The sequence below is a fragment of the Haloferax gibbonsii genome (assembly GCF_001190965.1).
Lineage (GTDB): Archaea > Halobacteriota > Halobacteria > Halobacteriales > Haloferacaceae > Haloferax > Haloferax gibbonsii.
Genome location: NZ_CP011948.1, coordinates 362,268 through 387,020 on the forward strand (window position 1 = coordinate 362,268; position 24,753 = coordinate 387,020).

General features: G+C 65.3%; 18 protein-coding genes. 8 read left to right on the top strand and 10 right to left on the bottom strand.

The window, feature by feature from the left end:
- Nucleotides 1–32: 32 nt before the first annotated feature.
- The 3 genes from ABY42_RS16510 to ABY42_RS16520 form a co-directional block, all read right to left on the bottom strand.
- The gene (locus tag ABY42_RS16510; protein ID WP_050460167.1) at nt 33–344 is read right to left on the bottom strand and encodes a DUF7521 family protein; all 312 of its coding nucleotides are present in this window, start codon (nt 342–344) and stop codon (nt 33–35) included.
- Nucleotide 345: 1 nt separating this feature from the next.
- The gene (locus ABY42_RS16515) at nt 346–717 is read right to left on the bottom strand and encodes an ArsR/SmtB family transcription factor (RefSeq protein ID WP_004971823.1); all 372 of its coding nucleotides are present in this window, start codon (nt 715–717) and stop codon (nt 346–348) included.
- Between the two features lie 343 nt (nt 718–1,060).
- Nucleotides 1,061–2,245 carry a LolA family protein gene (locus ABY42_RS16520; protein WP_050460168.1) on the bottom strand — a complete coding sequence of 395 codons (1,185 nt, stop codon included), beginning with the start codon at nt 2,243–2,245 and terminating at the stop codon, nt 1,061–1,063.
- A gap of 334 nt (nt 2,246–2,579) precedes the next feature.
- On the opposite strand from ABY42_RS16520, the gene ABY42_RS16525 reads away from it, so the two are divergent.
- The 6 genes from ABY42_RS16525 to aceB all read left to right on the top strand — a co-directional run bounded on the left by ABY42_RS16525 (nt 2,580) and on the right by aceB (nt 11,363).
- Nucleotides 2,580–3,158, top strand: a complete 579-nt coding sequence (locus ABY42_RS16525; RefSeq protein WP_050460169.1) for a hypothetical protein — start codon at nt 2,580–2,582, stop codon at nt 3,156–3,158.
- An 89-nt stretch (nt 3,159–3,247) separates the two neighbouring features.
- A complete protein-coding gene (locus ABY42_RS16530) occupies nt 3,248–4,813 on the top strand; it encodes a PAS domain S-box protein (protein WP_004971817.1) in 1,566 nt (521 codons plus the stop codon).
- Between the two features lie 751 nt (nt 4,814–5,564).
- On the top strand, nt 5,565–8,429 hold the full coding sequence (locus tag ABY42_RS16535; RefSeq protein ID WP_050460170.1) for a bacterio-opsin activator domain-containing protein: 2,865 nt from the start codon (nt 5,565–5,567) through the stop codon (nt 8,427–8,429).
- Nucleotides 8,430–8,545: 116 nt separating this feature from the next.
- Nucleotides 8,546–8,689 carry a rubrerythrin-like domain-containing protein gene (locus ABY42_RS19530; protein ID WP_004971811.1) on the top strand — a complete coding sequence of 48 codons (144 nt, stop codon included), beginning with the start codon at nt 8,546–8,548 and terminating at the stop codon, nt 8,687–8,689.
- A gap of 99 nt (nt 8,690–8,788) precedes the next feature.
- The gene (locus tag ABY42_RS16540; protein WP_050460225.1) at nt 8,789–9,211 is read left to right on the top strand and encodes a nucleoside deaminase; all 423 of its coding nucleotides are present in this window, start codon (nt 8,789–8,791) and stop codon (nt 9,209–9,211) included.
- A gap of 841 nt (nt 9,212–10,052) precedes the next feature.
- Nucleotides 10,053–11,363: a malate synthase AceB gene (gene aceB, locus ABY42_RS16545; RefSeq protein ID WP_004971793.1), complete on the top strand. Its 1,311-nt coding sequence runs from the start codon at nt 10,053–10,055 to the stop codon at nt 11,361–11,363.
- Nucleotides 11,364–11,501: 138 nt separating this feature from the next.
- Here aceB and ABY42_RS16550 read toward each other — a convergent pair whose 3' ends face one another.
- Together ABY42_RS16550 and ABY42_RS16555 are read right to left on the bottom strand one after the other, a co-directional pair.
- The gene (locus tag ABY42_RS16550) at nt 11,502–12,266 is read right to left on the bottom strand and encodes an IclR family transcriptional regulator (protein ID WP_050460171.1); all 765 of its coding nucleotides are present in this window, start codon (nt 12,264–12,266) and stop codon (nt 11,502–11,504) included.
- Between the two features lie 186 nt (nt 12,267–12,452).
- Nucleotides 12,453–13,334: a GAF domain-containing protein gene (locus ABY42_RS16555; protein WP_004971788.1), complete on the bottom strand. Its 882-nt coding sequence runs from the start codon at nt 13,332–13,334 to the stop codon at nt 12,453–12,455.
- 156 nt (nt 13,335–13,490) lie between these two features.
- On the opposite strand from ABY42_RS16555, the gene ABY42_RS16560 reads away from it, so the two are divergent.
- Together ABY42_RS16560 and ABY42_RS16565 are read left to right on the top strand one after the other, a co-directional pair.
- A complete protein-coding gene (locus ABY42_RS16560; RefSeq protein ID WP_050460172.1) occupies nt 13,491–16,514 on the top strand; it encodes an FAD-binding and (Fe-S)-binding domain-containing protein in 3,024 nt (1,007 codons plus the stop codon).
- A 197-nt stretch (nt 16,515–16,711) separates the two neighbouring features.
- Entirely contained in the window at nt 16,712–17,317 is a 606-nt protein-coding gene (locus tag ABY42_RS16565) for a YqaA family protein (protein ID WP_004971785.1), read from the top strand.
- Nucleotides 17,318–17,332: 15 nt separating this feature from the next.
- Here the strand turns inward: ABY42_RS16565 and ABY42_RS16570 are convergent, their stop codons facing one another.
- From ABY42_RS16570 to ABY42_RS16590, 5 genes are all read right to left on the bottom strand, one after another.
- Nucleotides 17,333–18,994, bottom strand: coding sequence for a multicopper oxidase family protein (locus ABY42_RS16570; protein ID WP_050460226.1), 1,662 nt, complete (start codon nt 18,992–18,994; stop codon nt 17,333–17,335).
- A 209-nt stretch (nt 18,995–19,203) separates the two neighbouring features.
- Nucleotides 19,204–21,561 carry a PGF-CTERM sorting domain-containing protein gene (locus ABY42_RS16575; RefSeq protein ID WP_197092940.1) on the bottom strand — a complete coding sequence of 786 codons (2,358 nt, stop codon included), beginning with the start codon at nt 21,559–21,561 and terminating at the stop codon, nt 19,204–19,206.
- 368 nt (nt 21,562–21,929) lie between these two features.
- Nucleotides 21,930–22,781, bottom strand: a complete 852-nt coding sequence (locus ABY42_RS16580; RefSeq protein WP_008096749.1) for a sugar phosphate isomerase/epimerase family protein — start codon at nt 22,779–22,781, stop codon at nt 21,930–21,932.
- 96 nt (nt 22,782–22,877) lie between these two features.
- Nucleotides 22,878–23,831, bottom strand: coding sequence for a UbiA family prenyltransferase (locus tag ABY42_RS16585; RefSeq protein WP_050460173.1), 954 nt, complete (start codon nt 23,829–23,831; stop codon nt 22,878–22,880).
- A 45-nt stretch (nt 23,832–23,876) separates the two neighbouring features.
- Nucleotides 23,877–24,752 carry a sugar phosphate isomerase/epimerase family protein gene (locus ABY42_RS16590; RefSeq protein WP_004971773.1) on the bottom strand — a complete coding sequence of 292 codons (876 nt, stop codon included), beginning with the start codon at nt 24,750–24,752 and terminating at the stop codon, nt 23,877–23,879.
- Nucleotide 24,753: the final 1 nt, after the last annotated feature.

Below are 24,753 nucleotides of genomic sequence, written 5' to 3' on the forward strand. Positions count from 1 at the left end.
GACGAGGCCACCCGAGACGACCCGGGGACGGACTACCCTCGCGAATGTAACGAGTAGGCGATGAGCACGACGCCACAGAACTGAAACAGCCGCGTGACGAGCGTGAGCGGCTGTTGGTACTGGAGGCCGATGTAGCCCTCGCGCAGGAGCACCGACCCGACGAAGGCGACGCCGAACGCGACGGCCGTGAGCAGGAACAGACCCGCGGAGAGCGACCGCATCGTCCGGCTGTCGTGGCGGCGGTAGCCGCGATAGGCCTGATAGCCGACGTAGCTCCCGACGAGCGTCGACCCGAGAGCGAGCGAGACGATGAGCCAGTCGAGGACCGCGGATAGCGACGTCATCTCAGAGGTCCTCCCACATCCGTTTGAACCGGTCTGCGGTGTCGGCCTCCCCCTCGCCGGGGAACGACTCGTCGCCGGTGCGCGTCAGCGACGCCTCGAACGAGCCGTCGTCTAATTCGACGGAGAACTCGGAGAGCGTGGCGGCGTAGACGCTGTAGTGGTTGTTACTGGTTCGAATCTCGGTCTGCTCGTCGAGGAGTCCGTACGCTTGTAATCGTTCCACCCGACGGTAGACCGTCGGTTTGGACATCTCACACTCGTCGGCAAGCTCTTGTGCGGACATTGGTTTGATACTCGTCGCTGCGAGGATGTCCCGGGCGTACTCGTCGCTGAGGAGGTCGAGAATATCACCCAGCGCCGGTTCCTCACTCACGGTGGTCGAATGACTGCTCGTCGGACTAATAGGCCCACGGGTTTCCACCCCTGTTGGTCGCGGCGACCGATTCGGGACGGGTGTACGATGGGGCTGTCGGGATAGCACGGTGGGGCTGCGGGTTAGCGCGGGGATACTGCGGGGCAGTACGGCGATGCTGTGGAGGGGCTGTCGCGTCAGCGATGACCGCGATGGGTGCCGGGGTGCTGTCAGAGGGCACAGAACGGTACTGCTCGGGAGGGCAGTACGGTGTTGGTTCGGCGGGGCCCATCGCAGTTCAACCGATGCGCCGGGAGATAATATAAAAAGGGGGCCAGTTTCTGACCCAGAAACTCGCGCGGTTTCAGGCGGGACAGCCGACCGAGCGACCGACTTCGACGAGGCGGTCCGTCTCGACGCCGGTCCCGCGAACGGTGTAGCCGTAGCCGTCGCAGTTCCACGACACCGAGGTGGTCGGTCCGTAGTCGATAGTCGCCGGCCGGCCGCCCACCGTCGCGTCGCGCTCGTCGGCGTCGATATCCAGCGTGTAGTTGAACTTCGCGACTGTGAGTTCGCGGCCGCCGGCGGCGTAACGGAGTCCGACCCCGTCGATGCGGCCGGTGGTCCGCGTGGCGTAGACCAGTTCGAACGCGGGCGGGACCGTCGGCTCGGGGACCGAAACCGAACTCCGCGCTTCCAGGTCGGCCCTGCTCCGGAACCACTCCGTGTTCGGCGTGTTCGGTCGCTCGACGGTCGTGTTCGCACCGATTTCCGGCCGGAACGCGTCCGCCGACACGGCCGCATCGAACGTGACGTTCGTGTACGTGGTCGTCACAGAGCGTCGGGACCCGTCTGCCGTCCACGCCGTCTGTTTGCGAAGCGGGTAGAACCGCTCGGCGTCGAGCCACAGCCGCTGGTGGTAGCCCGCCTCGCTTCGATTCGTGTCGGGCGCGATATCGATGACGTACGCTTCGCGCCCGTCGACGGTGTCGGTCTCGACGAATTCGACGACGTAGCTGTGATTCGCGTCGGCCCGCGGGGCGGCACCGGCATGTCGCGGCACGACGGGCAGCGGCGACACGCCGATAGACTGCGGGCGACCGGCGTCGTCGGTCAGCCCCGCGGCCGCGACGAGGAGTTGGAGTCGCTCGGCCGTCCGCGACTCGGTCGGCGGGCCCGTCAGCTCGATGGCGGTCACGGTGTCCCGGTCAGTGTCGTGAAGCCAGAGCGTCGAGCCGTTCGAGACCTGCCGGTCGTACTGTCGGTTCGCCGCGTTCCGAAAGTGAACGCGCTTCCGCTCCGTCTCCGGGACGAGCGTCACGTCGGCGACGGTTCGAGACGTGACCGTTCCATCGGTTCGAATCTCGACCGTCTGCGTTCCGGCGAGCGCGTCGACTGCGCGGTAGCGCTCGGTTACGTTCGCGTCGACCGAGGGGCTCGCGTCGCCTATCGCGCCGCCCGTCGTCCAGAGGACCGCGGGGAGCGCGACGGCGACGAGCACGAACACGGCGAGTGTACGTCGGTTGGGTCGGAGTGGAGGGCGAGTCATACTGGGAGCACTCTGACAGGGAGTTCGACTGCGTGTCGGGGGGCCGACGGCTAAATACTTCTGGACGACGGGGGCGGTCGAAACCCGACCGGACCCATAGCTACTCCCTTCGCGGCTGAGATGGCCGGGCCATGTCGCCCTCCACTATAGTAGCGTTTGCAAGTCAATCCACACTCAATCGCACGCTGTCGTGCGATTGGATGTGTAACCAGTTGCAAACGCTACTATAGCTCCGCAACCCGAAGGCGGGCGTGGCTCTGCGCCCCTCCAGAGAGGACTCGTCCAAGCGTTCGTCCTCGACACGCTCGGCCTCCTCGTCGGCGGCTATCGCTGGGTGACGAGCGGACGCGCGACCGCGTCGGCGTCGGCACACCGCAAGCGGGTCGTTTTCGTCGGGGCGCTGTTCGTCGGCTGGGCGCTGGCTATCGTCCCGACCGCTGTGTTTCAGTTGGTCCTCGACGAGCGCCTGTCTACGGTCCCGTACTTCGTCCTCCCGACACTCACGGCGCTTTCGGTCTTCGCGGGCGCCTCGCTCCTCGCCTACCGCGCCGACGCTGGGTGGTACCGAAAGCGACGAAACAGACTCGTCGGCGGGGCCGCGGGCGGCTGTACCGGCGTGCTGGCCGGGGTGTTCGGCTTCGTCGTCTACTCGTGGTATCTTCTGGCGACGCAGACGAACTACAGTCTCAATGGCGGAGCCGGAATCGTCGCGGCCGCGTGCGTCGGTGCCGCCGCCGGCTACGCCCGAACTGAAAGCGACCGCGCGAGCGACCGAACGCGCGAGTACCTCGTCTTGCTACTGGTGTCGGCGCTCTCGCTGTCGCTCGCGGTTGGACTTGTGACGCTCGCTCTCGCTGGCTATCTGGCGTTCGTCGCCGAGACGACGCTCGTCGGTCGGTTCGTTGATAGATGATTCACCGCCCAAGCAGCGACGCGCTCTAGTCCGTTCGCCGCCCGAATCGCCGAGCAGTTTATGAGCATGTGGATGGTACTCAACCAGTAATGTCAAGCGAGCGGAGCGAATTGTTCGAACACATCGAGTCCGACCTCATTCTTCGAGAGTTCTTTCAGGAGGTGACCGAATACGCGATATTTCTCCTCGATGCGGACGGGTTCGTGGCGACGTGGAACGAGGGTGCGAGACGGATAAAGGGCTACGAGCGAGACGAGATTATCGGTCGTCACCTGTCTGTCTTTTATCCCACTGACGGGGACGGCGCGTCCCCCGAGACGGTGCTCTCAATCGCCGAGTCCGAGGGAAGCTACGAGGAGCAGGGGTGGCGGGTCCGGAAGGACGGGTCGCGCATCCTCGCGCACGTAATCGTCCGCGCGCTGAGCGACGACGACGGGGAGCTCAGAGGCTTCACGAAAATCGTCCGAGACGTCACCGAGACCTACGAGTACCGACAGGAGTTAGAGCGGAACCGCGACCGCCTCGAACGCACCGAACAACTGGCCGACATCGGCGGATGGGAGGTCGACTACGAGACCGGCGAGCTGCGACTGACCGACGGGACCAAGCGGCTGGTCGACATCCCGCCCGACGCGGAGGTGACGCTCGACGGACTCGGAGACTTCTTTCACGAGGACGACCGCGCTGTCATCGACGAGGCCATCGAGAACGCGCGGGTCGACGGCGAGCCCTTCGACGTCGAAATGCGGGTGGTAACGGCCACCGGGCGAACGCGATGGGTGCAAGTTCGCGGTGAGCCGACGGACAGCGGCGCCAACGTCCGCGGCGCGGTGCGCGACATCTCGGACAGGAAAGAGCGCGAAGAGCGGCTCATGGTGTTGAACCGAGTGCTTCGCCACAACCTTCGGAACAACCTCAACGTCGTCAGCGGGTACGCGAGCGAGCTGAAACGGGACCTCGAGGCGCTCGACAGCCCGTCGATAGACGAAGACGACTACGAGCGGTTGCACGAGACGCTGGCGAAACTCAGCGAGACGAGCAGGGGCATCGATTCGGAACTGCGGACGCTCGACACGCTGGTCGCCGCGGCGAGTCGATTCTCGACGGAGGCGATGGTCTCGAAGACGGACCGAATCATCGAGAACGCCGACAGCCTCGTGTCGACCGGCGAGAAAGCCCGGCAGTTCGAGAACGCCGTGGAGGGGAGCACGGACAGACACCCGGTCGGCGTCGGCGACGTCTTCGCCGACCTCAAACGGACGTACGAACGGAAGCACCCCGAGGCGGAGGTTCGAATCGGACCGAGCGAACAGACCGTGCTCGCGAGCACGCACTCGCTGTACCTCGCGCTCGACGAACTCGTACAGAACGCTATCGTCCACAACGACAGGGACCGCCCCGTCGTCGCGGTCTGGTCGCGACGCCTCTCGGGAGAGCGGGTCGCAATCGCGGTCGAGGACAACGGTCCCGGTATCCCGCAGACCGAGCGGGAGATTCTGAAACGCGGGAAAGAGACGCCCCTGACGCACGGAAGCGGAATGGGGCTGTGGACCGTCCACTGGTTCGTCACGCAGTTCGACGGCGAGGTGTCCATCTCTGACCGCGCCGAGGGCGGGTCGACGGTCGAAGTCAGACTCCCCGCGCCGGAGAACTGACTCGGCGTATTAGATATTAATTGAACTATCCAGATAGTTCAGATAGACCAGATAGTCCAGATAATTCAGATTATCCGAATTCTTCTGATAGTGGAAATTCGTCAGGATACCCACAGTATTCTAACAATGCCGGTACTGCGAAGATGGCCGTCGAGAACGACGGCCCAGAACGGCATCATACTTCGAGAAATTTAGGTTAGGTGGATTATTCACCGTGTCCGGTTCGAGCCCCGGAGCGGTCGAAGACGGACAGTCTCACTCGCATCCGACGGAGAGGCGCGGTCAGAAGAGCACCGTCACCGCAGTACTGAGAACTCCAGTTAGTCGAAGAATCGTCGTTATCGAGGCTACCCGCGTAGTTCCAGTTATCCACATATGCGCCGAACCCGAGTCGTGCGGGTCGCTTAGATTTTCGTGGTTATTTGAATAATCCGCATCTCGCGTAGAATCTCCGTGAGGCCGGTAACGTGCGGTGGTGACGACGTGTGAGCAGTCTAAATTATCTGGATTAGTTGGGTAGTCGGAGAAACGCACATTGTTTGAGCTACCCGGCTACTCCGCGTGGTGCACAGGAGAGCGCGACCGCGAACAACCCGCGTAGTTGGGAGAACCCACATTTCCTGGTGAATCCGAAATATTCAACACACCCACATAATCAGACAAACTTAGAAAATCTGAATTACCCAAATTATTCGAAGTTGCGATGGTAAGATAGCGAACGCCTTTGTCAACGGGGGTTCGGTCTCTAGCCATGGCCGGTGTCCCCGATTCTGGCAGCGTGCTGGTCGTCGGCGAGAGCGACTGGGTGACGCGGTTCGCCGAGGGACTCGATTCGCGACCCGGCGTCGCCGTGCTGAAAGCCGAGACGAAGGCGGCGGCACTCCGCGCAGTCGAAGCGGACGAGGTCGACTGCGTCGTTGTCGACGCCGACCTCGCGGACGCGACCGCCGTCGACCTCCTCACAGACGTTCGCTCGGCGGTCGCGACCCTTCCCGTGGTCGTCGCCACGGACGGCGGGAGCGACGTCCTCGCTAGCGAGGTCCTCGGTGCGGGCGCGACTGACTACGTCGCGCTTGACGCCGACTCGCCGGACGTCGAAACACTCCTCGCGCGGACCGGACGGGCGCTCCGGTCGGCGCGACAGACGGCCGGCGAGCGCGAACGCGCCAGGCAGTTCGACGCGACGTTCGACGACGAACGGACGGCGACGTGGGTGCTCGACGGGGAGGGGTCGTTGACTCGGGCGAACCGGACGGCGCGGGAACTCCTCGACGCGCCGGTCGACCCGCTCGTCGGCGGGGCCTTCTGGTCACTCCCGTGGTGGTCGAAAGGAGACGACCCGACGAGCGACGACGTGCGACGGCTCATCGAGGACGCGCTCGAAGGGACGGCCGGGAACGCGGTGGTCCCACAGCCGTCGGAGGCCGGAAGGCGACGCATCGTCGAGCTATCGGTCCGCCCCGTGACCGACGAGCGCGGGGAGGTCGCATCGGTCGTGGTCGAGGGTATCGACATCACAGCGCGGGTGTCCCTCGAACGAGACCTCCGCCGCTCCGAGGAACTCCACCGCGTCACGCTCAACAACATGACCGATACGGTCCTCATCACCGACGAGTCGGGGGCCTACACCTACGTCTGCCCGAACGTCCACTTCATCTTCGGCTACACCGCAGACGAGTTGCGCGAACGGGTCCCCATCGACGAACTGCTGGGGGAGGACCTCTTCGACCGCGACGAACTCGCGGAGCGCGGCGTCCTGAAAAACATCGAGAGCACGGTGACCGACAAAGCCGGCCGCGAACACACGCTCCTCGTCAACGTCCGCGAGGTCTCGATTCGGGACGGGACGCTGCTTTTCAGTTGCCGCGATATCACGAAGCGCAAGCAGCGCGAGGACGCGCTGACGACGCTCCACGAGACGGCTCGCGAGTTCCTCTACACGGGGACTCACCGACAAATCGCCCAGCGCGTCGTCGACGATACGCCCGGCGTGCTCGCGCTCGATGCCAGCGCCGTCTACCTCTTCGACGCCGACGCCAACGCGCTCAGGCCGGCGGCATACTCGCCGGCGATGCGGGAGGCCCACGGCCCGCTCCCGACAGTTCCCGCGGACGGGGAGACGCTCCCGAGCCACAGTTTCGTCGAGGACAGTCCGCTGTACTTCGACGACGTGCACGAGGCCGACCGGTTGGAGAACTCCGTGACCGGCCTCCGGAGCGTCGCGTACGTCCCACTCGGAGACCACGGCGTGTTCGTCGCCGGCTCGACCGAGGTCGGAGCCTTCGACGCGGTGGCGCGGGAGCTGACCGACCTGCTCGCGGTGACCGCCGAGGCGGCGCTCGACCGCGTCACGCGCGAATCCCGGCTCCGCGAACAAGACCGGACGCTCCAGCGACAGAACGACCGGCTCACCGAGCTAAACCGAATCAACGAGACCATCCGCGAAATCGACCAAGCGCTCGTCGGAGCCCAGACGCGAGAGGAGATAGACTACACCGTCTGCGAGCTGCTGACCGCCGCCGACCGATTCGCGTTCGCGTGGGTCGGCTCCGTCGACCCCATCGGCGAGACCGTCGAGCCCCGCGCGTGGGCCGGCGACGAGCGGGGCTATCTCGACAGCACTACGTTCGAAGTCGCGGCGTCGTCGGTCGAGCCGGCGGGACGCACGGCGGCGACCGGAGAGGTGACCACCGTTCCCAACGTCGCGTCCGGTTTCCGGGACGAACCATGGCGGAAGGGCGCGCTCACCCGAGACTACCTGTCGGTGCTCAGCATCCCGCTCGTCTATAACGACCTCTCGCACGGCGTGTTGACCGTGTACGCGACGACGCACGACGCCTTCGACGAGACGGCGACCGCCGTCTTGGCCGAGCTCGGCGAGACCATCGCGTCGGCGCTGAGCGCCCTCGAACGAAAGAACGCACTGCTCACCACGGCCGTCACCCGCGTCGGGTTCGCCGTCGACGACCCCACGTTCGTCCTCTCGCGACTCGCCCGCGACACGGGGTGCACGCTCACCTACCGCGGAGGGGTCCAACAGTCCGCCGAAGGAAACTACGTGTTCGTCACCGTCGAAGACGGGGCGGTCGAATCCGTCGCGGCCGCGGCCGACGAACTGGTCGCCGTCGCCGACGTGCGACGGATAAGCACCGACGGGGACGCCGGCGTCCTGCGCCTGCGCTTGACGCAGCCGTTTCTTGCACCGGAGCTCGCGGACCACGGTGCCGTCCTCGGAGAGGTGCGAGCGACCCCCGAGGAGACGACGCTCGTCGTCGACGTCCCCGAGAGCATCGACGTTCGGAACGTCACGCACCTCGTTGACGAAGCGTTCGCCGGCGTCGAACTCCGCACCAAACAGACGCTCGACCGCTCGACCGAGCGCGACCTCTTCTCGCGGTTCCTCGACAAGCTGACAGAGCGACAGCTCGAGGTGCTTCAGACGGCCTACTACAGCGGCTACTTCGAATCGCCGAGGGAGAATACGGGCGAAGACGTCGCCGCGACGCTCGGCATCTCACCGCCGGCGTTCTACAAACACGTCCGGACCGTCCAGCGGAAACTGTTCGCGACGCTGTTCGACGAGCACTCCGGGTCCGTCTCCGGAAGGTCCGGGTAGGTTCGTTATCTAGCCGGTGTTCCTTCGACTGGTTTGGTATGTAACTGCTTCATATTCCCTTGTACGCCGATTACGCATGGGCAGAGCGTCCGGGACACGACCGGCGCTCGCGAACCATGAGAGATGTCGAATCCACCCCCGGCGAGGAAGGAACGTACGAATGCTTCGAGTGCGGCGGTATCGTCCTCACCGAACACAACCCCCTTCGCTGTCCGGACTGTGGCGGGGCGATGCGCAACCGGCGGACGGCGATCGAGTAACCGCGCGAGGGCGCGGCCGTCGTTCGATTTAAGCCGCTCGGCGTGGAGACCGTAGGCGACGTGACGACTCACCTCGACGACTTCGACCACGAGGCGCACATGCGCGAGAGTTTCGAACTCGCCCGCGAGGCCGCCGCCCGCGGCGACGAACCGTTCGGCTCCGTCCTCGTCCGCGACGACGAGGTCGTCATGCGCGACTCGAACCGCATCGTGACGGAGTCCGACATTCGTCGGCACCCCGAGTTACAGCTCGCCTATCGGGCGTGCCGAGAGTACGACCCCGACGAGCGGGCGGAGACGGTGATGTACACCAGCACGGAGCCCTGCCCGATGTGCGCCGGCGGGATGGCGACCGCCGGCTTCGCGCGCGTCGTGTACGGCGTCGGCGGCGACGAAATCGGAGCGTTCACGGGGTCGAATCCCGGCGTCCGGTCGGCGGCGATTCTCGACGGCGTCACCGAGGTAGTCGGCCCGGTACTGAACGAGGAGGCCCGCCGAGTTCACCGAGAGTACGAGTGGTAGCCGACGGTTCGGAGGCCCCGACCGGCCGCGGCCGAACGTCGGTACAGCCACGCGCGGACGCCGCGACTGCAGTGACTCAGAATTGTCAAGTGTTAATAAGTACTATCGAATGTTTTCGATACTAACTTATTTTTGTCGGTCGATGAGCGGAACGTGCTAATACAGATTCTATCAAGACCAGCCCTAAGCCGCGTATAAGTCGGGAATGTGGCTCTCAGGAACACCGCCGGTAGAATCCATACATTTCCACTAATCTTGGAATTTCTAAACAGGATAGACAAGAGAATACAAATTTTCGCGGATAAAAGTTATATTCAACCACAGAACAGGAGATAACAAGTGAAAAGAGAGCCACCAACTAAATACCAATTTCTATATTATCATTTCTTTCTGATATAATTGACCACGGTATCCATCCGAACTCATCGAACCGAGTCGAACACCGAAGGACTTCGGGGCGCTGCCGGACGACGGTCGACGCTCGTGAGTTTCCGATATCGAGGGGGCCGTGAGAACCGAGAGGCGGCGAACTCATTTACATAATGCGAACGGCACGCGTTGTTGCGGGTGACACCCGACTAGAATTACAGAGCTATACCTGTAACACAACTCGATTTAATTCCACATATCTGTATAATGTGAACACATGACATTGCAGTCGTTTACATAATGTAAGTTAGTGACATCCGGAGCGTCTCTCCATCGGTGGGGACGTTCGCCGACCGCGGTCGGCGAGACGGCTTCCGATATCTAAACCGCCGGCGACCGTCGAATCGCAAGCCTCCGATTGGGCGAGTCTAAATATTTAATATGTTTCGGAAGAGACGTTTCCACTGTCGATATGAGTAGCGACAGAAACTACGAACGAGAGTTCGTACGTACGTTCTTCACCTCGCCGACCGCGGTCGGCGGCGAGAACTCGGCGAAGATGTTGCAGAGCGCGGCACAACTGCGGGGGATGCAGGCCCCCGACACCTGGATTCCGGACAACGAAGACGCCACCGCGCCGTCGATGCGGGCCGAGGGCGTCCAGAACCTCGTCGAGGTCGTCTCCGAGCACGGAGCCGACTTCCCCGGCGAGATTCACCCCCGCGTCGTGTGGCACCGCGACGACCCCTCGACTCGTTACGAGGGCTTCAAGCAGATGCTCGAAATCACCGACCCCGAAAACGGTGCGGTCGAGCACATCGACGGCTTCGTCATCCCCGAGGTCGGCGACCTCGACGACTGGAAGAAGGCCGACGAGTTCTTCACCATCATCGAGAACGAACACGGCCTCGAAGAGGGAAGCCTGTCGATGTCGGTCATCATCGAGAGCGGTGAAGCCGAACTCGCGATGAGCGACCTCCGCGCGGAGAAGGGCAAGCCGTCCAACAACCTCGAACGGCTGTTCCTCCTCGTCGACGGGCAGGTCGACTACACGAAGGACATGCGCGCCATGACGCCGACCGGCGAGCTTCCGGCGTGGGCCGAACTGCGACACAACACCTCCCGCGGCGCGAGCGCCGCCAACTGCATCGCTGTCGACGGCCCCTACGACGACATCCGCGACGTCGAAGGCTACCGCGAGCGCATGACCGAGAACCGCGCCATGGGGATGACGGGCATCTGGTCGCTCACGCCCGGACAGGTCGTCACCGCCAACGAGGCTCCCCTGCCGCCGAAGAGCGGCAGTTGGCTCCTCGAACTCGACGACGACGAAATCGAACTCGACGACGAGGACGGTCGCCAGGTGTACGACGGCGACGAACTCTCGCTCGAACAGGTCGGCGACGACAGCTACGTGCTCCGCGTCGACGGCGAAGAACAGGAACTCGACGGCGAGGAACTCCACGAGGAGCTCCTCGACCTGACCACCTACGTCCCGAGCATGGACGACATCGTCGACTCCATGGAGGAGTTCGAGGCGGCCAAGGAAGCCGGCAAGGGCGCGATTGCGATGACGCAAGCGACGACGCTCGTCATCGACGGCGTCGAAGTCGACATCGCCAAGGACCGCATGTGGGACGAGGCGACCTATCAGGCCGCGATGACGCCCGTCGCCCTGTTCCAGGACGTGTACGAGCACCGCCCGGACCAACACGACGCACTCGAAGAGATGTACGGCACCGACATCGTCGAGCGCGCGATGGCAGTCGGGACAGACGACTAACGCACCCGGTCAGTCAGCCACCCAGACAAGTCCAACCAACCGCGTCTGTCCTTTTCGCGCGAGTCCGACCCGACCGCGAGCGAAGCTACGGTAATCGCGAGGCCTGCGAGACCCGCGAGACCCGCGAGACGGTCTCGGTCACGCGAGCGCCGATTCCAGCGACTCGACGGCGTTCAGTAGCTCGTCGGCGAACTCGCGTTCGAGTCGCGTCATGTCCACCTGATACTTCGGTCCGCCGACGCTGAGCCCGCCGACGATGCGCCCGTCACCGTCGTGGACCGGCGCACCGATGGCGATGAGGTTCGGCGCGAACTCCTCGTCGACGACGGCGTACTTCTTGGTCGCGATTTCGTCCAGCGCGTCGAACAGTTGGTCGGGGTTCGTAATCGTGCCCTCCGACTCCCGCGGCAGGCCCCAGTAGTCGATTATCGACTCGACCTCGTCGCGGTCCAGTTCCGCGAGGATGGCTTTCCCCGCGGCCGTGTTGTGCAGGTGATACTCCGACCGATACCGGGTGCCGTTCGCGTCTCTCCCCTCCTCGGTCGACGACCCGTAACACATGAGCAGCCGACCGTGTTCGAAAATCGTGAAGTTCGCCTCTTGGTCGGTCGCGCGAGCCAGTTCGTCGACGACCCGCTCGACGACCTCGTCGTTCGGATAGCGGTGTCGTGCGCGTTCGCCCAACAGCGCCACCCTGAAGCTGACGTGGTACACGCCGTCGTGCTTGACCAAGTATCGGCTCTCCAAGAGCGTGTTGAGGTGACTGCAGATGGAGCTCTTCGAACTGTCGACCATGGAGTCCAGTTCGGCGAGCGTGAGACCGTCGTGCTCGAGAATAAGGCTGAGAATCTCCAACGAGGCTTGGGTCGTCTTGAGCCGTCGCCCGGTCACGTTCTCAATCATACCTCAACTATTATGTTGATGGTTGATAACTGTTGCCATAATGTAAATCACCTGAACTGGCGAGCCAGCCCTGTCAATTCGGACATGTTTCTATCCGACTGCTCCGGGAACAAACAGAGCGTCGCGAACTCACGGTTCGCCTCTGGCAGCGTCGAGCGTCGTGACGAGGAGAGCGTTCAGTGTGCGTCAAATCGCCCGCGACCGTTTCACCCAACCGATGCGCGTGATGGCCTCCGCGCCGAGCTGGCCGAGGAGACTCGCGGCTTCGAGGTCGTGTTCTTCGAACGCGTTGACGACGACGTCGCCGGCGCTGAGCACGCCGTGGCTTCCGATGGGGACGTACAGCCCGGACTGGAGAGCCCCTCGACTGTGGTCGTCTTCGGTGTGTTCGTGGTTCGCGTGGATGACCGGTTCGCCCGTTCGGTACGTCCGTGCCGCCGGCGTGTCCTCGCTGACCGAGTAGTTCGGTCGGTCGCCGGCGCGTTCCAGACACTCTTCGGTCGCCTCGATAGTCTGGAGCATACTCCGGTTCTCGTCGACCAGCCGAACGGTCGTGTTGACGAGGCCGAGGACGTTCTTCGCCGCGTCGGCGAGTATCTCGGCGACTTCCGCCTTCGAACTCGCGTTCCGAAGTTCCTGGCTCGTCCGTCGGAGAATCTCGATGCGCTGTTCCTGACGCTTGGTGTCGGTGACGTCCTGTACGACGCCGTGGAGGTCGACCGTCCGCCCGTCTTCGACCAGCGGTTCGCAGGCCAGCCGTATCGACCGCTCGGTCGTCCGCTCGCTCGCGTACCGCACGTCGACGGAGAAGGACTCGCCGTGTTCGATTGCGTCGGCGAGGCGGACGAGCACCTCGTCTTGGTCGCCTTCGGCGTACTGTTCGACGACGTCCGAGACGGTCGGCATCGCCGACGCGTCGAAGCCGTGTATCCGCTTTGCCTCGTCGCTCCACCACAGTTCCTCGCGCGAGACGTCGTACGACCACACGCCGATACCGGTCAGCCGCTGGAGGCTCGCGAGTAGTTGGTCGACCTCCGTTTCCGATGCTGTCGGGACAGCGCGTGCCACGTCAGTTTGATTCCAGTTCGGTGACCTGACCATGAATGTCGTTACGTACCGAGGACGTGAATATAAATCCCCACGTCGGTCGTGACGGGCTATTCGGGGGCGGAGACGTGTCGCAACACCAGAGCATTTAATCCGTGCGTATGTGTATCAATGATGATGGCAGTCGAAGACACGCTCGATTCCCCTCGGGGAAGAGAGACATCGGCAACGACGTTAGACCTCGACCGGCCGGACGCCGCGGAGTATTCGGCGTTGGCGACAGAGTTACGCTCCCGCGTCGACGGAGAGGTGAAGTTCGACGAGTACGCGCAGGTGCTGTACGCGACCGACGGCAGTATCTACCAGGCGCGACCCGCGGGGGTCGTCTTGCCGAGGGACGTAGACGACGTCCGCGCCGCCGTCGAGACCGCGACGAGCCACGGCGTCCCCGTTCTGCCACGCGGAACGGGTTCCTCGTTGGGCGGCCAGACCGTCGGACGGGGCTGCGTCGTCATCGACTTCACGAAGTACATGGACGATATCGTCGATATCGACCCGTCAGCGAAGCGCGCGACCGTCCAACCGGGGTGCGTCCAGGACCACCTCGACGCCGCGCTCGCGGAGCACGGACTGAAGTTCGCGCCGGACCCCGCGTCGTCGAATCGCTCGACCGTCGGCGGCGGCATCGGCAACAATTCGACCGGTGCGCACTCGGTCCGCTACGGCATCACCGACGCCTACACCGAGGAATTGCAGGTGATTCTGGCCGACGGGTCGCTGATACACACCCGCGAGGTCGTCCTCGACAGCGACGAGTACGAATCCATCCTCGCCCAAGACGACCTGGAGGCGAACATCTACCGGACGGTTCGGGGACTCGTCGAGAACCACGAGTCAGAAATAGAGAACAAGTATCCGTCGCTCAAGCGCTCGGTGTCCGGGTATAACCTCCAGAAAGTCATCTACGAGAACGACGACGGCGAGGAGGTCATCAACCTCTCGAAGCTGTTCGTCGGTGCGGAGGGCACCCTCGGCGTCATCGTCGAGGCGACCGTCTCGCTCGTCACCAAGCCGGACGAGACGGCGCTCGCGCTGTACTGCTTCGACGACCTCGTGGACGCGATGGAGGCCGTTCCGGAGGCGCTCGAATTCCCCGTCAGCGCCGTCGAACTCATGGACGACGAGGTGTTCCGACTCGCCCGCGAGTCGGAGGGCTACGCCGAGTACGCCGAACCCATCCCCGAGGGGGCGAAGGCGGCGCTGATGCTGGAGTGGGACGACGAACTCGTCGACGACTTCGAAGCCGCGGTCGCCGACACGAACGCCCACTTCGTCGACTCGGGCGCGGCGTTCGACGTGCTCGAAGCCTACTCCGAAGAGAGCCAGGGTCGACTGTGGAAGCTCCGCAAGGCGGCGATTCCGCTGTTGATGAGCCTCGAAGGCGACCCGAAACCGTACCCGTTCATCGAGGACGCGACCGTCCCACCCGAGGAACTGGCGGAGTACGTCCAGAAGTTCGAAGAAGTCCTTGAGGACCACGGCACGTCGGCCGCGTACTTCGCCCACGCTGGGTCGGGAACGCTCCACATCCGCCCGATTCTGAACCTCAAAGAGAACGAGGGCATCGAGAAGATGCACTCCATCACCGACGACGTGACCGACCTCGTCGTCGAACACCACGGTGCCTTCTCGGGCGAGCACGGCGACGGGATGGCCCGGACCGAGTTCAACCCGAAGATGTACGGCCCCGAACTCTGGGGCGCGTTCAAGGAGCTGAAAACGGCGTTCGACCCCGACTGGATGTTCAACCCCGGGAACGTCGTCTACCGAGACGGTCCCTCGGACCCGGGGCCGGACAGCGACCGCGGCGTCGGCGCGGACATGCGCGAGAACCTCCGGTACGGCCCGGACTACCAGTCTGTCGAGCCCCAGACCGCCATCGACTTCGACGACGAGGGCGGCTTCTCGCACCTCGTCGAGCTCTGTAACGGCTGTGGCACCTGCCGGCAGACCGACTCGAACACCATGTGCCCGACTTACCGCGCGTCGAAGGAGGAAGTCCAGACGACTCGCGGACGCGCGAACATGCTTCGGGCCGCCATCTCGGGCGAACTCCCCGAGGACGAACTGTACTCCGAGCGCTTCCAGACCGAGGTGCTGGACCTCTGTGTCGGCTGTAAGGGCTGTAAGAGTGACTGCCCGACCGGCGTCGACATGGCGAAGCTGAAGTCCGAGGTGAAACACCAGTACCACCAGAAGGAGGGCACCAGCCTCCGCTCGCGGGTGTTCGGCAACATCGACACCCTATCGAAAATCGGGAGCAAACTCGCCCCGCTTTCGAACGCCGCCGCGGAGCTTCCGGGAAGCCGCCTCGTGATGGAGAAGGTCCTCGGTATCTCCAGCGAGCGCGAGCTTCCGAGCTTCAGCAGCGAGTCGCTCGAGGAGTGGTTCGAGGCTCGGGGTGGGTCGTCCGTGTCGCCCGCCGACGCCCGAGGGAAGGTGCTTCTGTTCCCCGACACCTACACCAACTACAACTACCCCGAACCCGGCAAGGCCGCCGTGGAGGTCCTCGAAGCCGCGAACGTCCACGTACGGATTCCGAGCGACCTCGAAGCGAGCGGCCGCGCCGCGTTCTCGATGGGGATGCTCGACACGGCCCGCGACCGAGCGCAGCACAACGTCGGGCGGCTTCGCCCCTACGTGGACGACGGTTGGAGCGTCGTCTTCGTCGAGCCCTCGGACGCGGTGATGTTCCAAGACGAGTACCTCGACCTCCTCGACGGGACGGGCGTCGAACTCGTCTCGGGGTCGGCCTACGGCATCATGGAGTACCTCGACGTCGTGCGCGCCGACGACCACCTCGACTTCGACGCTCCCGCCGAGACGTTGACGTACCACGGCCACTGCAACCAGAAGGCGACGAACAAGGACCACCACGCGGTGGGCGTCCTGCGTCGCTCCGGTTACGCCGTCGACCCGCTCGACTCCAGTTGTTGCGGGATGGCCGGGTCGTTCGGCTACGAAGAAGAGCACTACGAACTCTCGAAGGGTATCGGCGAAATCCTGTTCGGTCAGGTCGACGAGAGCCCCGGCGACGTCGTCACGGCACCCGGCGCGTCGTGTCGCTCCCAACTCGGCGACAGACCCGGCGAGTCCCGCCCGCCGCACCCTATCGAGAAGATGGCCGAAGCCCTCGACTGACCCGGTAGCCGACAGCCGATAGCCGATAGCCTGACGCGACTCGCGAACCAGCCGACCTGACGCGACCCGCGAGCCACCACCGAACCCGCCGCTTTGCACCCGCGGCGACTCTTCGTTTCGCAGCCTCCCGCTCGCGGAGTCGGTGTTCACGAACAGCGATAATTATTACTGACAGTAGCGGCTGCGTAGAGACGACGATGCTAGACGTACTGGAGACTGTCGAACTATCGACCGCGTTTTTCGCCTCGCTCGGCGCGCCGGGGCTGCTGCTCGTGGCGTTCCTGGAATTTTTCTTGCTACCCGTCCCGCCGGACTTGGTGCTCGTCCCGCTGTCGGCGGCGAACCCCGAGTTCGCGCTCCTGTACGCGGCCGTCGCGACCGTCGGGTCGGTGTCGGCGGGGCTGGTCGGCTTCCTCATGGGCAAGAAGGGGGGCCGGCGCGCGCTGGACTCGCGGTTCGCCGGCGAGCGGGTTCACAAGGTCGAGCGATACTTCGAGCGCTCCGGGTTCGTGACGGTCGCGTTCGGGGCGTTCGCGCCGATTCCCGAGGGGTACGAACTGCTCTCTATCGGGTCCGGCGTGTTCGACCTCGACCTCCGGACGTATCTGGCGGCGTCGGTGCTCGGCCGCGGCGGTCGGTACACCATCGAAGCGCTGCTCGCGGTCTATCTCGGCGAGGCCGCCCGGTCGCTCACCGAGGTCGACGTGTACTCGATCATCGGCGTTGCCACCGCGGTCGTCCTCGTGGCGTACGTCGTTCGGAGTCGGTGGTTCTCGGACCGCTCGGCCGAACCGGTGCAGTAACTCGGCGACAGTCGGTCAGGCGACCTCGTCGCCGCTTCGCCACTGGTCGATGACCTCGAGGAGGACCTCGGTTTCGAGGTCGTCGTTCCGCCAGTCGCCGACCGCGTCGGTCAGCCCCGTCGCGTCCACGATGTCGCTTTCGTTCGCGTAGTCCGCGATGGGGTTCTCGACGACGAACGGAATCATCATCTTGTTGTCCTCGTGTTCGAGCATGTGGCAGTGCCACGGGAACTGTCCGGTGTACCCCTCGAACTTGGCGATTATCCGCACGCGCTCGTCGGGGTCGACGCGGACGGTGTCTTTCGGCCCCAACTCGTTGGGGTCCGGTGGCTGCGTCCCGTCGGGGCCGCGACCGATGACCCTGAAGGTGACCAGGTGCAGGTGAATCGGGTGTCTCCCGCCCGACTCGTTCTGGAGTTCCCATATCTCGGTCGACCCGAGTTGCGGGTAGACGGGCGCGTCCTCGTCGCCGAAGACGTACCCGTTCAGCGTGTGCGTGATGAGGTTGTTTTCCACGTCGACCTTGGTACCCAGCGTCATCTCGCGGGTCACCCGCGCGTCGCTCTCGTCGTACGAAGTCGGCTCGGGAAGCGACAGGTCCGCCGGGGCGGTGCTCGTATCTTCGGGCGACGTCTCGGGGTCCGAGACGCGGAACTGGACGAGGTCGGTCAGCTCGGGACCCATGTCGGCCCCGTTGGTGAGCGTGAGCGTCTCGCCCGCGTGGTCGGAGAAGTCGACGATGAGTTCGCCGCGCTCGAAGGGCGTGAGCAAGAGCGAGTCGAGGTCGCCGCCCGGACCGATGGGAACGACTGATTCGAGGAAGCCGTGACCGGGGGCGAACTGATACATCGTCGGGGCGCCCGACCCGCTTTCGCTCTCCAGTTGGAGGTCGAACGAGCGGTGGTTGGCGCCGTTCAGGATGCGGAACCGGTACCGACGCGGTTCGACCTCGACGTACGGCCACACGGCCCCGTTGACGACGGCGGTGTCGCCGAGGAACGCCGAGACGAACTCGTCGGGGTAGTGCAGCGAGCCGTCGTCGTTGAACTCCTTGTCCTGCAGCAACAGCGGGATGTCGTAGTCGCCGGACGGGAGGCCGAGTTCTCGCTCGGCGTCGGTCGTAATCGAGTAGAGGCCGAGCAGCCCGGCGTAGGCGTTGAGCCGGGTGATGCCCAGCGTGTGGTCGTGGTACGTCGAGGTCGTCCGACCCTGCTCCATCGGTAGCTCCTGCCACTCCGAGTCGAACCGCGGCCCCTCGACCCCGCTCGGCGAGGTCCACATGTCGGACTGCCCGTCGTTCGCGGGGTCGATTTCCAGGCCGTGGAAGTGGGTGACGGTCCGAACCTCCGGGACCGGGCCGTCGTAGCCGGCGTGGTTCTCCGTGGTCGTGCCGCCGATTCGCTCGTCGACGGTGAACAGGTGGTCGCTCGGGAGTTCGCTGTTGTCGAAGCGAACGTGGACCGGACTCCCGGCGTCCGCCTCGATGGTCGGGCCGGGATACGACCCGTCGAACCCCCAGACCGTCGTCTCCGGGAGGTCCGGATGGAGCTGTTGGGTGAATTCGGTGACCGATATCTCGTAGGCGTCCGCGCCGTCTCGCTGCCCGTCCGGTTCCCGGACCGACGGAACCGGAAGCGGTTGCACGAACTTATCCAACGCCGGTGACGCCGCGGACACGTTCGTCGTCGTCTGCGGGAGCGTTCCGGCGATGCCGAGGGCTGCGCCTGTCTGTAGAAACCGCCGCCTAGACCAGTCTGTCATGATGGACCCTGAACTACGACTTGGGAGTTGTTATATTAAATCTTCTGAATGACCGAGTTAGAGCCGAAAGCGGGAGCGGAGGGGATTCGAGGACGTTCGAGGGCGCGGGAAGACGAGTCGCCTCGTTAGGTCGTTCGCCGGCGCGCGAGGAGGACCGAGCCCATCACAAGCGCGGCGAGCGCGACCGAGACACCGAACCCGGGAACGGGCGTGTCAGTCGTGGTCGTCGCGGGCGTGTTGGGGTCGGCGGTCGTCGTCTCGGTCGTTCCGTCGTCCGAGTCGTCGCCGTCGCCGTCTCCGTTGCTATCGTCGTTGTCTCCGTCGTTGTCGTCACCATCGTCGCCGTTGTCGCCGTCGTTGTCGTCACCACCGTCGCCGTCGTCGCCGTCATTGTCGTCACCATCGTCACCGTCGTCGCCGTCGTTGTCATCACCATCGCCACCGTCGTTACTGTCGTCTCCGTCATCTCCGTCGTCGGAGGACCCGTCGTCGCCGCTGTCACCGTCAGCGCCGACAGAGAGCGATTCGAGGCCGTCGACGCTCATCTCCTTGTCGTCGGCGTCGAACTGCGCGAACCCGCTGAGTTCGTACGAGGCGTCCTCGTCCATGTCCTCACCGGCGGTCACGCGGTACTGGAGGGTGACGTTCTCGCGGTCACCGTAGGTCGCGAACAGTTCGTCGTTGGCGTTCCGCACGCCCGAGAAGTCCGCGCCGTCGTCATCGACGATTTCGACCGATGCGAATCCGGGGTTGAACTCCTCGATGACGGTGAAGTTCGTCGCCTCGCTGCCGGTGATTTCCACCGAGACGACGGTCGATTCACCGGGTTCGAGCGTCGTGTCGTCGGCCGACCGGGTGAGGTCCCAGTTGTCGTCGTCGGACTCGCTCTGAACGTCGAGTTCGTCGGTGCCGCCGGTCGTCACCTCCGAGCCGTCCACGTCGGTGAAGCCGTCGAACTGATAGGCCGTTCCGGCGTCCACGTCGTCACCGGCGGTCACGCGGTACTGGAGGGTGACGTTCTCGCGGTCACCGTAGGTCGCGAACAGTTCGTCGTTGGCGTTCCGCACGCCCGAGAAGTCAGCGCCGTCGTCGTCGACGATTTCGACCGACGCGAACGCGGGGTTGAACTCCTCGATGAGCGTGAAGTTCGCCGCCTCGTCTCGGTCGACCTCGACCGTGACGGTGGTGGATTCGCCCGGGGCGAGCGTCTCGTCGTCGACCGAGCGAACCGCGCCGGAGTCATCGTCGTCCGACGCCTGAACGCTGATTTCGCCGGAACCACCGGTCGCCGACTGCGAGCCGTTCACGTCCGAGAAGCCGTCGAACTCGTAGACCGTGCTGGTCGTCGCGTCGTTGTCGGCGGTCACCTCGTAGACGAGCGTGGCCAACTCGCGGTCGCCGTAGGTCGCGAACAGCTCGTCGTTGGCGTCGCGTACGGCCGAGAAGTCCGCGCCGTCAGCGTCCACGATTTCGACCGAGCCGAAGGCGGGGCTGAACTCCTCGACGAGCGTGAAGTTCGTCGCCCGGTCGCGGTCGAAGGCGACCCGGACCGTGGTCGATTCACCCGGCGCGAGGGTCGCGTCGTCGACCGACCGGACGGCCGCGAGGTCGTCGTCGCTCGACTCCTGCACGCTGAGTTCGCTGGTCCCGTCAGTCGCCGACTGCGAGCCGTTCACGTCCGAGAAGCCGTCGAGCTCGTAGACCGTGCCGGTCGTCGCGTCGTCGGCTGCGGTCACCTCGTAGACGAGTGTGGCGAGCTTCCGGTCGCCGTAGGTCGCGAACAGCTCGTCGTTGGCGTTCCGCACGCCCGAGAAGTCCGCACCGTCGGCGTCCACGATTTCGACCGAGCTGAAGGCGGGGCTGAACTCCTCGACGAGCGTGAAGTTCGCCGCCTCGTCTCGTTCGACGGCGACCCAGACCGTCGCCGACTCGCCGGGCGCGAGGGTCGCGTCGTCGACCGACCGGACCACGCTCGCCCCGTCGTCGGTCGAGACGTTGATTTCACCGTCACCGGTCGTCGAGGCCCGAATGTCTTCGAGGCCGAAGTCGCCGTATCCGGTGAGTTCGTGGGTCGTCGCGTTCGCGTCGTCGGCCGCGGTCACCTCGTAGACGAGCGTGACGCTCTCGCGGTCGCCGTAGGTCGCGAACAGCTCGTCGTCTGCGTTCCGCACGCCAGAGAAGTCCGCGCCGTCGGCGTCCACGATTTCGACCGACTCGAAGCCCGGACTCAGCTCTTCGACCACGGTGAAGTTCCCCCGCTCGGAGGCGTTTACCTCGACCGTGACCGTGGTTGACTCGCCGGGTGCGAGCGTCGTGTCATCGACCGTCCGGGTGAGCGTCCCGCCGTGGGCGTCCGCGGCGACCGGCGCGATAGCCGCGCCCAGACCGAGCGAGCCGAGCACCAAGAGGACCGCCATCGCGACGACCGGGAGCGCGTTCCGGAGTTCCGTCGACCGCCCCGGACGTGGTATGCTCGGTCTCATGACGCGGTGGTCAGGTCGATGTTCGATGGAGCAGTCGTTCCGCGAGCGGAATGCGAAGCGGCGGTCGGCCGCTTCGCCTCGCCTCGGCGGGACGCGACCGCCGGCGGTGTCTGTTCGACTCGTCGGACAGGAGACTGACGTCTCGTGCGCGCGCTACCTCTGGATGGGGATAGCTCGCTCTCGCTGGAAAGCATGCAATCAGCGTGTGAATCGAAAGCTCCATGCAAATAGTTAACGATTATCTGAGAACCGTTTCCGAGCGCGCGGACCGCGACGCCACTCACGCGACGTGGCTCGCGGGAATCGATGCCGTCAGCGGCGGTGTTCGGTGCGTCTCTCGCCGCGAATTGCTGCCGAACCGCGGCGCTTCAGCGGGCGTATTCGGCCAGTTCTTCTCGCGCGCGCCGGGCCGCGTCGTCGGGTTCGTCGGGGTACGTGTACAGTTCGAACGTCGCGAAGCCGTCGTAGCCGATGTCGTCGAGCGCGCCGAAGACGGGCTCGAAGTCGATGTCGCCCTCGCCGGGGATGAGGTGATAGTGTTTCCCGCGGCGGCCGCCCTCGATGTCTTCGAGGTGGATGCCGGTGATGTGGCCGGCGCACTGCCGGATGCTCTCGGCGGGGTCCTCGCCGTAGACGGCCGAGTGGCCGACGTCGAAGTTGACGCCGAGCGCGTCGCTCCCCACGTCGTCGATGAGCGTCAACACCTCCTCGGTGCACTCGACGAGGAGTTCCGGTTCGAACTCGATGCCGAGGTCGACCCCGACGTCCTCGGCGTACGCCGTGAGTTCGTCGAGCGATTCGAGCAGGTACTCGTAAGCCTCGCTCGGCGGCGTCCCGGGAAGCGACGACCCGCTGGCGACGCACGCCGCGGGCGCGTCGACCAGCGCGGCGAAGTCGATGGCGGCCTTCGTGTACTCGATGCGCCACCGGCGGTCTTCCTCGTCGGCCGAGATGAGCGTCGGGTCGAAGAACGCCGACGGCGGCGCGTCGTCGTAGTAGCCGCAGGTCGTGTTCGCGTTGATGTTCGACACGGAGAGTCCCGTCTCGTCCAGCGCCGTCAGGACGCGCTCGCGGTCGGTCTCGTCGAAGTCGGCGAGAAACGCGTGCGGCACGTCCGCCAGTAGCTCGACCCCGTCGTAGCCGTGGTCGGCGATTCGCCTGATCGCCTCTGGCAGGTCGAAACGCGTGTACGCGTTCGTAGAGAAGGCTAACTGTACCATACGTCGTGGTACAGTCACACATGAATAATTGTTTTGGTACTGCCAATCGTTCGGGACGGAACCCGACGCGCCGACGGACCGACGCGCCGCGTCGGTTCACGACACGTCGAACGCGGACGAGAGGCCGACCGCGGGGGCGACGAACGCCGCCGCGACGACGCCCCACGCGGGACTCAGAAGCCCGGCGACCGCCGCGTTCAACACGACGAGCGCGAGGACGCACGTGCCGACCGCGGGGCCGATGGTGCCCGGACGGGGGTCGGCGTAGGCGGTCAGGAGGTCGCGGCCGGTCCACGCCGCGAACCAGACGAGGAGTCCGCCGGCCACGGCGACCGTCGCGGAGTCGGTCGAGTCGACGCCGACGGCCGCGCCGGCCGCGACGACCGACCCGACGGCGAGTCCGACGCCGGCCATCCCGACCAGCACCGACCCCGAGTCGCCCGGACCGGTCTCCCGCTCGGCCATGTACGTGACGCCGGCGATGTAGAGCGCGACGACGACCGGCACGACGTAGACCCACGTCGGAGCCGACAGCGACGGGGGAGCCCCCGCCACGGCCGCCATGCCGAGGGCGACGTTCGCTCCCCGGCAACCGCCCATCGCCGCGAAGCCGAGCGGCGTCCCCTTGAGCGCGCCGTCGTAGAGCGCGATGAACGAACCGAGGACGACGGCGACGACGCCGGCGGTCGGTCCCCCGGCGGCCGCGGCGACGACCACGCCGGCACAGAGGAGCGCGACCCCGAGGTTTCGAGCTCGCGTGCGCGACACGTCTCCCGACGGAATCGGGCGCTCCGGACGGAACTGCGCGTCCTCGTCGGCGTCGACGTAGTCGTTGAGCGTCGTGCCGGCCGCGTACAGCAGCACCGAGGCGAGTGCGACGCCGGCGAGCGACGACAGCGGAACCGACGGGCGGCCGCCGCTGACCAACACCGCCCCGAGGATGACGTCGGGCGGCGCGGTGAACAGGTTCGGGACGCGGACGAGTCTGGCGAGACTCGCGAGCGAGCGTCGAAGGCCGCCGGTCGAGGGTGTCGCGTTCGTTCGGTTCATCGTCGGTTCGTCGGTCGGTCCGGCTCTCGTTTCCGACCCGCGCGGTCAGGCCCACCCATGGGCTTCGAGGTACTCCATCGCGGTTCGGGCCGTCTCCGCCGCGGTCTCCTGGTAGGGGTACAGTTCGACCGTGACGTAGCCGTCGTAGCCGGTCGCTTCGACCGCCTCGAGGAAGCCGTCGATGTCCATCGCACCCTCGCCGAGTTGGGTGTGTTCGTGGGTGCGGTCGCCCGGGATGTCTTCGAGGTGGTAGTGCGGCGTGTGGGGCGCGAGCGGCTCCACCAGTTCGACCGGGTCCTCGCCGACCGAGTAGAAGTGTCCCGCGTCGAAGTTACAGCCGATTCGGGGCGAGTCCACGCGGTCGAGGAGGTCGAGGAAGTCCTCGGAGGTCTCGATGAGCAGGTGCGGTTCGGGTTCGACCAGCACGTCGACGCCGAGTTTCTCCGCGGCGTCGGCGACGTCGCGGAGCCCCCGGACGAACGCGTCGAGCGCGTCCGCCCGCGACATGCGCTCGGGAACCGGGCCGCCCGGCGGAATCGAGATGCTCTCCGAACCGAGCGCGGCCGCGGTGGCGAGCGCGTTCTTCGTGTGGTCGACCCGCGCCTGTCGGTCCTCGGCCGCGAGTTCGACGAACGAGGGGTGGTGGAACGCCTCGGTGTCGCGGTTGAACGTCGCCGCCCGACTCTCCGCGGAGGGCTCGATGGCGCTGAGCATGAAGGCGTTACAGTTGCTGACGTCGATGCCGCAGTCGTCGAGGAGCGAGCGAGCGCGTTCGAGGTCGTCGCCGTCGGCCGTCCCCGGGAACAGGTGCGGGTCGTCGAGCAGGATTTCGACGCCGTCGTAGCCGGCGTCGGCTATCGCCTCGACGCCTTCGGTGAGAGTTCGCTGCCGGAACGCGTTCATCGAGAAGCCAAACTCCATC